Here is a 9,780-nt window from a genome sequence, read left to right as displayed (position 1 = left end):
AATTTGCCTGGCGGCTTTAGCGCGGTGGTCCCACCTGACCCCATGCCGAACTCAGAAGTGAAACGCCGTAGCGCCGATGGTAGTGTGGGGCCTCCCCATGCGAGAGTAGGGAACTGCCAGGCATCAATTTAAGACCCGTTACCGGGTCGTGACCTTCCCCGTGACGCGGGAAGGGCGAAACACCTGAAATCAGAACGATTGTCTGATATCAGTACAGAATCGGTGGAGCGGTAGTTCAGTTGGTTAGAATACCTGCCTGTCACGCAGGGGGTCGCGGGTTCGAGCCCCGTCCGTTCCGCCACTTAATTGATAAGCCCTGACTGAAAAGTCAGGGCTTTTTCATATCTGCAATTTTTTCATTATTGTTGATAAAAAATCAAAATTCTTCTGCTTATAAACGGATTTTTCAGCAACAATAAACCTGCCAAAATAATTCCCATCGAAACATAACGCTATACGATGAGGAAATCATGACAATCCCCGCCTTTGGTTTAGGTACTTTCCGCCTGCAAGATGACGTTGTAATCCATTCAGTTAAAACTGCGTTGGAACTTGGCTATCGCACAATTGATACTGCGCAAATCTATGAAAATGAAGCGGCTGTGGGCCAGGCGATCGCTGAGAATGGCGCAGCACGTGGCGACTTGTTTATTACCACTAAAATTTGGATCGACAATCTTTCGGCTGAACAGTTGATTCCCAGCTTGAAAGAGAGCCTGGCAAAGCTGCGCACCGGTTATGTCGATCTCACCTTAATCCACTGGCCTTCTCCCGGATCGGCGGTATCGGTGAAAGAGAGCATGTTGGCATTGATGGCAGCAAAAGAAGCAGGGCTGACGCGTCAAATTGGTATCTCAAACTTCCCAATTGCTTTGATGAAAGAGGCGATTGACGCGGTTGGCGTGGAAAATATAGCGACTAACCAGATTGAGCTGCATCCCTTTTTGCAGAATCGGCAGGTGGTTGATTTTGCTAAAAAGAATGGTCTTCATATCACTTCTTACATGACGTTAGCTTATGGAGAAGCGCTGAAGGATGAGGTAATTAATACCATTGCACAGAAGCGCAAAGCTACTCCGGCACAGGTTGTTTTGGCATGGGCGATGAAGTTAGGTTACGCGGTGATCCCGTCATCAACCAAACGTGAAAACCTGGCGAGCAACATGACAGCGGTTGATCTGCAGCTAGACGATCAAGATATGGCAAATATTGCCGCGCTGGATCGTCATCAGCGCTTAGTGAGTCCAGAAGGTCTGGCGCCAGACTGGGATTAATCACTGCATCCCTTTTTCAGCCCTGCACTCGCCAGGGCTGAGCTTTAACCCATTCACTCAGAAAATCAATAAACGCCCTGACGCGTTGGCTGACTCCTAAGTCACTGTAATAAACTGCATTAAAAGGCATCTCAACTGGAATACGCTGATCAGCAAGCAGTTCAATAAAAGTGCCATCAGCTATCTCTTTATCCACCATAAAATCTGATAAACACGCGATACCTTGATCGCCTAGCACTAGCTGTTTGAGCGTTTCGCCGCTGTTAGATGACATTCCTGGCGTGATGTCATAAAGATCGCCACCTTCATCTGCGACAGGCCAGCGATTTAAGCGTGGCGTTTCAACGAAGCCAAGGCATTCATGCTGAGCCAAATCAGCGGTTGATGCAGGGACACCATATTTCGCCAGATAAGCCGGCGTCGCCACTAATTTGCGATAGCTTATAAAGAGCAAACGAGCGCGCAGTGTAGAATCCGTCAAATTGCCAGCGCGAATCGCCACATCGACTTTACGTTCGATGAGGTTAATAAAGCTCTCTGAAGAGATGAGCGATAGTGTGATATTGGGATAGCGCTCACGAAAGGGTTTAATCATCGGTAGCAACAGATGCAGAATTACGGGTGTGGCAGCATCAATACGAAGTATGCCCTGAGGCACCATCTGACGCTCAATCAACTCGCTCTCGGCGGTTGACATCTCCTGCATCAACTTTTGCACGCGGCGAAAATAATGCTCGCCCTCATGAGTGAGCGCTAGCTGACGCGTAGTACGCGTTAAGAGCGCGACACCCAGCTTATTCTCCAGTTTTTTAACCGTACGACTCACCGCTGAATTGGCCATGTGCAACTGCTCTGCAGCGCGACTGAAGCTGCCGCTCTCCACTACAGCGATAAACACCTTAAGCTCATCTGACGATGCTTTCATTATCCCTCCAAAAGCAAAAGTCCACTCTCACTTTGCATCTTTTTGTCATTAAAGCATGCGGCAACACTAATGCCCATCAAAACCTTAATGGGAGTTAATCATGCCAATTGCACTTTGGGCGCTGACGATCAGTGCCTGTGCGATCGGAACGACAGAATTTGTTATCGTCGTTCTGAGCCCAACCATCGCTGAACAACTCCGTATTACGCTGCCTGCCGCAGTGAGCGTGATTGTGCATTGTTGAACATTATGGATTGGCGCAAACCCCGTGGATCCGTACGGTGTATGTACCTGGCACGCTGCTGCTAGTGCGATTGAGTGGCCAACTCGATAAAACTCAGACTGCGATAGCGATGGAATAACCCGCACGAAAGCCTGCCAGCTGGCAGGCTTTTACATTGGTAAGCTGTGAGGCGAATTCCGACAATCAAGAACACCAATTGAAACCCCGCGCTAAAATCCCTATAACAGTCAGGTGAAGTGCGAGTCGTAAACCAGTTGGGCGGGAAAGTGCGGAAAAAAACTTATTCAATGCGTTATGTAGCAGGTCAGCCAGCAGAACGGATTTTTCCGCCGGGGGCAATGCTGCATCTTGGGCAGGCATTACCGCCTGGCGCACCTTTGCCAGCTGATCCCACACTGCGAGTTTTAGTCTGGAATATCTTCAAGCAACAGCGTGCAGACTGGATGTCTGTGCTCCAGGGTTTTGGCAAAGATGCCCACCTTGTTCTGCTGCAGGAGGCGCAGGCCACGCCTGAACTGGTCAAATTCGCCACCAGTAACTATCTCGCGGCCGATCAGGTGCCAGCCTTTGTCTTACCGCAACATCCTTCCGGCGTCATGACGTTGGCGTCTGCGCACCCTGTGTACTGTTGCCCACTACGGGAACGTGAGCCGCTGCTGCGTTTGGCCAAATCTGCGCTGGTCACGGCGTATCCATTACCCACGGGCGAAATGCTAATGGTGGTGAATATCCACGCGGTCAATTTCAGTCTCGGTGTCGATGTCTACAGCAAACAGTTGGGGCCGATTGGCGAACAGATTCAACATCATCGCGGACCGGTGATCATGGCGGGGGATTTCAACGCCTGGAGCCGCCAGCGCATGAATGCGCTGTATCGCTTTGCGCGGGAGATGTCTTTGCGTGAGGTGAACTTCACCGATGACCATCGCCGAAAAGCCTTTGGGCGCCCACTGGATTTCGTCTTCTACCGCGATATGAAGGTCAGTGAAGCTTCTGTACTGGTGACGCGCGCATCAGATCACAATCCGCTGCTGGTTGAGTTCAACTCTCTCTACGGTATCGAGCGTTAAGCCAATACGCTCGAGCTCCCGCTTCGCAACCGTCATAACATTCAGCTGAAAATATTACAGCATAAGGTAAGTCAGTGCCTGAACAGGCGATATGCAGAATTTAGCAGAAGCAGAAAATGAAAAAGGCTGACAAAAGTCAGCCTTTTCGGGGCATTAGGTATCAGGTGTTGCGCTATTATTCACAAACAGCGTGAGCTTGTCGCCCGGCTGAATGTCTTTAGCGTCACTGTTCCAGCGCATTACGTCTTTGGTGTTCACACCGTGGCGTTTAGCAATACTGGCAAAAGAATCACCCTTACGTACACGGTAGGTGATGCTGTTGCCGTTATCAGCCAATTGCGTGCTCGCTTTGCCGTTCACGGTCAGAGTCTGACCGGTACGAACTGAAGCGCTGCGCAGATTGTTCTGCTGTTTCAGTGCACTGACGGTTACGCCAAGCTTGTTGGCAATGCCAGACAAGGTGTCGCCTTTGCGTACCGTATAGCTGTTTCCTGCCGCACTGACTTTCGCCATCTCGGTAGGCTGCACGGAAGCGATATCACCGGAAGCCAGTGAATCGCGCAACTTAGCAACGTTGGACTTAGGCACCATAATGTAGTGCGGTCCATTTGGCGCAGTGGCACCGTTTTTATAACCGGCATTAAATGTCTTCAACTTGCTGAGAGACATTCCGGCCATATCGGCGGCCTGCGTCAGTTCAATCTGCTGTCCCACCTCTACGCGAGCTAAAGCACGGCTCTCGTTCGGGGTCGGCAGTTTGATACCGTAACGCTTGTTGTTCTTGAGAATCTCACTCAAGGCCAACATTTTAGGTACGTAAACCGTGGTCTCGCGGGGCAGCGATAAACTCCAGAAGTCAGTCGGCTTACCGCGCGCCTTATTCTGTTTCATCGCCTTCAGCACACGTCCTTCACCGCTGTTATAGGCGGCGATGGTCAGTAACCAGTCGCCGTCAAACATACCGTTCAGACGCTGCATCATATCCAGCGCTACTTTGGTCGAGGCCACCACATCGCGGCGTCCGTCGTACCATTGGTTCTGTTTCAAACCATAGTTTTTGCCCGTTTGTGCAACAATCTGCCAGATGCCAGCGGCATTCGCAGAAGATGTTGCGTGTGGGTCAAAAGCGCTCTCCACTATGGGTAGCAGTACCAGTTCCATCGGCATTTTACGTTTCTGTATCTGCTCGACAATCCAGTACATGTACGGCTCTGCCCGTAATGTTACATCGTGGAGATAGCTCTTATTTTTTAAAAATTTTGTTTTTTGTTCGCGGATCCGGCTGTTTTCCGGAATCCCCATCTTCAACTCGTCACTAATGTGATTCCAGAGATCAGTATCTTCTGCGAGGCTTGTTCCATCATCCTGCCATCGCGGCGACAACAATCGATCTCCGTACTTTCCATTTTCACCTTGACCAGCTGAAGACAGACTCTGGGCATGCTGTACGGGGATATTGGCGTCATTCCTTGATGCCTGACATCCTACCAGCAAGACCGAGGCGAGTAAGATCGCTTTAGCCTTCATGTGTGTGTCAATAGTTCGCTTAAAAGACGAGCAACTATACGTGACGGTCCACCACAACACAACCTCAAATATCAAAAGCGGTCTTTCTTCTCGCGTAGATCGGCGAAAGTTTGCCATAACGCTGATGATGAGACATTAGTGCCTAAAGCCTGTTGTAAATCAGCCTCTTGCGTGCGTAAAAATAAATTTATTTCCCGCTCTAAGGCCAGTTTTGTTGGTAAAGTGATGCGGTTTTCTGCGCGTAAGTCCTTAATTTGCTGATACCTTGCCAAAATTTTAGGGTCGTGGGGCAGAATAGCCGCAGCAAACTTCATATTGGATAAAGTGTACTCATGCGCGCAGCAAACGAGAGTATCTTTAGGGAGCTGATTAAGTTTTTGAAATGATTCGAACATTTGCTCTGCAGTGCCTTCAAATAAACGCCCGCAGCCGCCAGAAAACATCGTGTCACCACAGAAAAGATAAGGGGGGCTGAAATATGAGATATGTCCTAAAGTGTGACCGGGTGTTGCGATGACACGGAAATTCAGCCCAAGCAGGGTAAATTCATCATCTTCGGCCATAATACGCTTCGCCCCTTTATCTGCCGTTTCCTCTGGACCGAAAACGGCCACATCGGGATAGTGCTGCAACAGCTCATCCACACCGCCGACGTGATCGTGATGATGGTGCGTCAGCAAAATCGCCACGGGTTGCCAATGATTGGCGCTGATTTTATCCAGCACCGGCTGTGCTTCGCCGGGATCGACTATCAAACACCTGTTGTCATCGTCCGTTAGTGTCCAGATGTAGTTATCCTGCAATGCGGGAATGCTGGTAAGATTCATAAACACCTCTCAGGTCGTAGAAAAAGGAAAATGGTAGAGCATGAAGCCGGCTAAAACACGCCAAATCCTGACTGCACCGCGCTCCTGGCGCGATATGCCAATGGGAGACTATTTTCGCGACGCGCTCACTCAGCAACTGCAGCCTTATCTCGGCAAGCTGTATGGCTTTCATATGCTTAAAATTGGCAGCCTCAGCGCAGAAATCAACACCAGCCAGTGTGCCATATCGCATCAAGTGAATGTGGGCATTGAGGGCGATGAATTACAGGTTATCGCCAATAACACGCAATTACCCTTTGAATCTAAATCCGTAGATGCCTGTTTACTGGCGCACACGCTGGCGTGGAGTCAGGATCCGCACCGCGTACTGCGTGAAGTGGATCGGGTATTGATCGATGATGGCTGGATGATCATCAGCGGCTTCAACCCTTTCAGTTTATTAGGGATTAGCAAAGGCATTCCGGGTCTGCACTCGCGCGCGCCGTGGAGTGGACGGATGTTCAGCCAGGTACGATTGCTCGACTGGCTGGGCCTGCTGAATTATGAGGTGGTTTACCGCACCCGTTTTCAGGTGGTGCCGTGGCATCGGCAGGGCGGCAGGGTGATCAGCGCGCATTTACCGGCGCTCGGTTGTTTGAACATTGTGGTGGCACGTAAACGTACGTTCCCGCTAACGCCCACCAAAATGAAGAAGAATCTGAGTCAAAGCCAGCTACGGCAAACGGTTAACGTCACGCGCCAGTTTCGTGAAGTGAAGGATCAGGATTCAACCTGATAACCGATATCATCCTGAGTGGGCTTTCCCGCCGCGCTGCGTGCCAGTTCGTCGCAGCGTTCGTTCTCCGGATGCCCGGCGTGGCCTTTTACCCATTCCCACTTAATTTCATGGTTGCTGAGCGCCACATCGAGACGTTTCCACAGATCGACATTTTTCACCGGTTTTTTATCGGCGGTTTTCCAGCCGCGCTTCTTCCAGTTGTGGATCCAACTGGTGATACCCTGACGAACATATTGGCTGTCGGTGCTGATCACCACCTCACACGGCTGTTTTAACGCTTCGAGCGCCACGATAGCCGCCATCATTTCCATACGATTGTTGGTGGTGAGGCGATAACCTGTACTGAACTCTTTTTCATGCGCGCCATAACGTAAAATGGCGCCATAACCGCCGGGACCGGGATTGCCCAGGCAAGATCCATCGGTGAATATTTCTACCTGTTTACGCATCTCTGGTAGACTTCCTTCTGACAAAACGCCAAGTCTGACATAAAACGAGTCCTATGAGCACTGCAAAGAACCGCCAGATCGTCCTCGATACTGAAACCACCGGCATGAACATGATCGGTGTGCATTATGAAGGACATCGCATCATTGAAATTGGTGCGGTTGAGGTGATCAACCGTCGCCTGACCGGCAACAACTTCCATATGTATCTGAAGCCCGATCGGCTGGTGGATCCGGAAGCGTTCGGCGTTCACGGTATCGCCGATGAATTCCTCGCTGATAAGCCGATGTTTGCGGATATCGCCGACGAATTCCTTGATTACATCCGTGGCGCAGAGCTGGTGATCCATAACGCATCGTTCGATATTGGCTTTATGGATTATGAATTCGGCATGCTGAAGCGGGATATCGGCAAAACCGAAACCTTCTGCCAGATCACCGATAGCCTGGCGATGGCGCGTAAGATGTATCCCGGCAAGCGCAACAGCCTCGATGCATTGTGCAACCGTTATGAGATAGACAACAGCAAACGTACGCTGCACGGCGCACTGCTCGATGCCGAGATTCTGGCCGAAGTATTCCTGATGATGACCGGCGGTCAAACCTCACTGGCATTTTCTCTGGACGGTGAGCAGAACAATCAGGGCGGCGCGGAGAACATTCAGCGCATTGTGCGTCCGAGTTCAGGTCTGCGCGTGGTCAGCGCCAGCGATGAAGAGATTGCTGCGCACGAAGGTCGTCTGGATTTGGTGCAGAAGAAGGGGGGTAGCTGCTTGTGGCGCGTGTAAAACGGCTGATTTTGCGTGCAAAATCGACGTTAAGCTGAAAAAAACGTCAAACGAAACATTCCCACAGAAAAAGCGTTGACGGGTGTGAAAGCTGCTATTAATATGCGCCTCGTTCTCGACGGGGAACAAAGCGCGGAGCGGTAGTTCAGTTGGTTAGAATACCTGCCTGTCACGCAGGGGGTCGCGGGTTCGAGCCCCGTCCGTTCCGCCAATCTATTTAAAGAAGCCGATGCAGAAATGCATCGGCTTTTTGCTTTTTCCAAATGGTATCGCTTTCCCTCATCCCCCGCCTTCTCTCGCAAGCGGGCGAAGGATGGAATGAGGGCCAGCGCGCACGCAACTTAATCCTTCTGTACCGCCACCGTCGCGCGATACGCCGCCACCGACTCTTCGCGGTCAGCGCGCGCCAGCCAGCGATAGCAGCCCGCACCCAACGCCACGCCGATAAACCAGCTAAAGTTCGCCACCGCATGCAGTGAAGGAATAAAGCTGATCACCAGACAAATGCCCACCGACGGCAGCAGCGCGGCAATCGCTTTCGGGTTGAAGCCGCCGCGATACCAGTAACGTCCTTTCGGCGTGTCATCAAACAGGTCATCCACGTAGACTTTGCTGCGTTTAATCAGATAGAAATCGGCCACCAGGATGCCAAACAGCGGCCCAATAAACGAGCCCAGCACATCCAGCGTGTAGTGAATCAGTTCTGGCGACTGGAACAGGTTCCACGGCGTCAGTAACACCGAACCGACTGCGGCAATCATGCCACCGGTGCGGAAGCTGATTTTCTGCGGTGAGCAGTTCGAGAAGTCGAATGCTGGCGAAACGAAGTTCGCCACGATATTAATGCCGATGGTAGCGATAATCATGGTCAGCAGGCCAATCGCCACCGCCACGTCGTTACCCACCATGCTGACAGTTTCAATCGGATCGGTGATCATTCTGCCGAACAGCGATTGCGTACCGGAGACAATCACCACGGTGACAATCGAGAACAGCAGGAAGTTGAACGGTAAGCCCCAACGGTTGCCGCGACGAATTTCGCCCATGCTTTTGCCGTAACGCGAGAAGTCACCAAAATTCAGCAGCGGACCGGAGAAGTAGGAGACCACCAGCGCGGTGGCGGTAATCATCTGCCAGGTTTGCTCGCCGGTGCTCAACTGCTTGCTGGCCAGCGTGAAGGAGATGCCGTCGAAACCAGTTTTGTATACAATCCAGCCCGCCAGCGCCACCATCACCACGTACACCGCCGGACCGGCGACATCAATAAAGCGTTTAATCGCGTTCATGCCGTGCCAGAACACCATCGCCTGCAGTAACCACATCACACCGAAACAACACCAGCCCAGCTGAGATAAGCCGAGCCAGCTGCTTTGCGTCATGCTGCTCAGGGTGGGGAAGAACTTCAGCAGCACCAGCATTAGCGCGTTAGCCGCCAGATAAGTCTGGATGCCGTACCATGCAAAAGCGATCAGCCCGCGAATAATCGCCGGGATGTTAGCGCCAAACACGCCAAACGCCTGACGCGAAATCACCGCGTACGGTACGCCTGCCATCTGGCTCGGTTTGGCCACCAGATTGGCGCACAGCTGCACAATGCAGATGCCCACTAACAAGCACAGCAGCACCTGCCAGCTCGCCAGCCCGAGGGTAAAGAAGCTGGCGGCCACCACGTAGCCGCCCATGCTGTGCACGTCCGACATCCAGAACGAAAAGATGTTGTACCACGACCAGTTCTGGTCGCGCGTCGGCGCCAGATCGTCATTACACAGACGTGGACTGTATTGTGCGTTGGCTTCAGAGGCCACCCGCGAGGTCACTTCAGAATGATTTGGCATGAAACCTGCTCCTCTCAACATCATGGAAAAATAATCACAGCGTGAAACGTTATTGCAGGATCCAGG

At 51.7% G+C, this 9,780-nt stretch carries 8 protein-coding genes, 2 tRNA genes, 1 rRNA gene and 2 pseudogenes; 8 read left to right on the top strand and 5 right to left on the bottom strand.

Translation table 11 applies throughout. The features are described from left to right. Window positions 1-6 precede the first annotated feature (6 nt). From rrf to dkgB, 3 genes are all read left to right on the top strand, one after another. Window positions 7-122: ribosomal RNA gene (gene rrf / locus IB226_RS19690) — 5S ribosomal RNA — on the top strand. Window positions 123-224: 102 nt separating this feature from the next. Then, window positions 225-301 (top strand) — tRNA-Asp (locus IB226_RS19685). 169 nt (window positions 302-470) lie between these two features. Then, the gene (gene dkgB, locus IB226_RS19680) at window positions 471-1,274 is read left to right on the top strand and encodes a 2,5-didehydrogluconate reductase DkgB (protein ID WP_192236774.1); all 804 of its coding nucleotides are present in this window, start codon (window positions 471-473) and stop codon (window positions 1,272-1,274) included. Between the two features lie 16 nt (window positions 1,275-1,290). On the opposite strand, the gene yafC is transcribed toward dkgB, so the two are convergent. Beyond that, window positions 1,291-2,199, bottom strand: coding sequence for a DNA-binding transcriptional regulator YafC (gene yafC / locus IB226_RS19675; RefSeq protein WP_192236773.1), 909 nt, complete (start codon window positions 2,197-2,199; stop codon window positions 1,291-1,293). A gap of 100 nt (window positions 2,200-2,299) precedes the next feature. Here yafC and IB226_RS19670 point away from each other — a divergent pair. After that, window positions 2,300-2,419, top strand: a pseudogene (locus tag IB226_RS19670) (MFS sugar transporter); the annotation flags it as partial. 290 nt (window positions 2,420-2,709) lie between these two features. Further along, on the top strand, window positions 2,710-3,513 hold the full coding sequence (locus tag IB226_RS19665; protein ID WP_008105211.1) for an endonuclease/exonuclease/phosphatase family protein: 804 nt from the start codon (window positions 2,710-2,712) through the stop codon (window positions 3,511-3,513). A 153-nt stretch (window positions 3,514-3,666) separates the two neighbouring features. Here IB226_RS19665 and mltD read toward each other — a convergent pair whose 3' ends face one another. Together mltD and gloB are read right to left on the bottom strand one after the other, a co-directional pair. Continuing rightward, entirely contained in the window at window positions 3,667-5,040 is a 1,374-nt protein-coding gene (mltD, locus tag IB226_RS19660) for a murein transglycosylase D (protein ID WP_192236772.1), read from the bottom strand. A 71-nt stretch (window positions 5,041-5,111) separates the two neighbouring features. Then, complete coding sequence (gloB, locus tag IB226_RS19655) at window positions 5,112-5,867, bottom strand: hydroxyacylglutathione hydrolase (protein ID WP_192236771.1); 756 nt, start codon at window positions 5,865-5,867, stop codon at window positions 5,112-5,114. Window positions 5,868-5,907: 40 nt separating this feature from the next. Here gloB and IB226_RS19650 point away from each other — a divergent pair, with 40 nt between their 5' ends. Next, window positions 5,908-6,642, top strand: a complete 735-nt coding sequence (locus IB226_RS19650; protein ID WP_061723590.1) for a class I SAM-dependent methyltransferase — start codon at window positions 5,908-5,910, stop codon at window positions 6,640-6,642. On the opposite strand, the pseudogene rnhA reads toward IB226_RS19650, so the two are convergent. Further along, window positions 6,627-7,194 (bottom strand): annotated as a pseudogene (gene rnhA, locus IB226_RS19645) (ribonuclease HI). The gene IB226_RS19650 and the pseudogene rnhA overlap by 16 nt on opposite strands. On the opposite strand from rnhA, the gene dnaQ reads away from it, so the two are divergent. Together dnaQ and IB226_RS19635 are read left to right on the top strand one after the other, a co-directional pair. Then, window positions 7,148-7,879 (top strand): DNA polymerase III subunit epsilon, encoded by a 732-nt coding sequence (gene dnaQ / locus IB226_RS19640; protein ID WP_192236770.1) that lies wholly within the window; start codon window positions 7,148-7,150, stop codon window positions 7,877-7,879. The pseudogene rnhA and the gene dnaQ sit on opposite strands and share 47 nt — an antisense overlap. A 134-nt stretch (window positions 7,880-8,013) precedes the next feature. Beyond that, window positions 8,014-8,090, top strand: a tRNA-Asp gene (locus tag IB226_RS19635). Between the two features lie 130 nt (window positions 8,091-8,220). Here IB226_RS19635 and IB226_RS19630 read toward each other — a convergent pair. Continuing rightward, on the bottom strand, window positions 8,221-9,714 hold the full coding sequence (locus IB226_RS19630; protein WP_192236769.1) for an NCS1 family nucleobase:cation symporter-1: 1,494 nt from the start codon (window positions 9,712-9,714) through the stop codon (window positions 8,221-8,223). Between the last annotated feature and the right edge of the window lie 66 nt (window positions 9,715-9,780).

The organism is Pantoea sp. PNT03, from assembly GCF_014852515.1.
Classification (GTDB): domain Bacteria; phylum Pseudomonadota; class Gammaproteobacteria; order Enterobacterales; family Enterobacteriaceae; genus Pantoea; species Pantoea leporis.
The sequence above is the reverse complement of the archived record's forward strand: the minus strand, read 5'-3'. Positions and strand labels throughout refer to the sequence as shown.

Excerpts from the sequence above, each read along its gene's own strand:
- dkgB (WP_192236774.1), top strand. The coding sequence starts at position 471 with ATGACAATCCCCGCCTTTGGTTTAGGTACTTTCCGCCTGCAAGATGAC.
- yafC (WP_192236773.1), bottom strand. The coding sequence starts at position 2,199 with ATGAAAGCATCGTCAGATGAGCTTAAGGTGTTTATCGCTGTAGTGGAG.
- mltD (WP_192236772.1), bottom strand. The coding sequence starts at position 5,040 with ATGAAGGCTAAAGCGATCTTACTCGCCTCGGTCTTGCTGGTAGGATGT.
- gloB (WP_192236771.1), bottom strand. The coding sequence starts at position 5,867 with ATGAATCTTACCAGCATTCCCGCATTGCAGGATAACTACATCTGGACA.
- IB226_RS19650 (WP_061723590.1), top strand. The coding sequence starts at position 5,908 with ATGAAGCCGGCTAAAACACGCCAAATCCTGACTGCACCGCGCTCCTGG.
- dnaQ (WP_192236770.1), top strand. The coding sequence starts at position 7,148 with ATGAGCACTGCAAAGAACCGCCAGATCGTCCTCGATACTGAAACCACC.
- IB226_RS19630 (WP_192236769.1), bottom strand. The coding sequence starts at position 9,714 with ATGCCAAATCATTCTGAAGTGACCTCGCGGGTGGCCTCTGAAGCCAAC.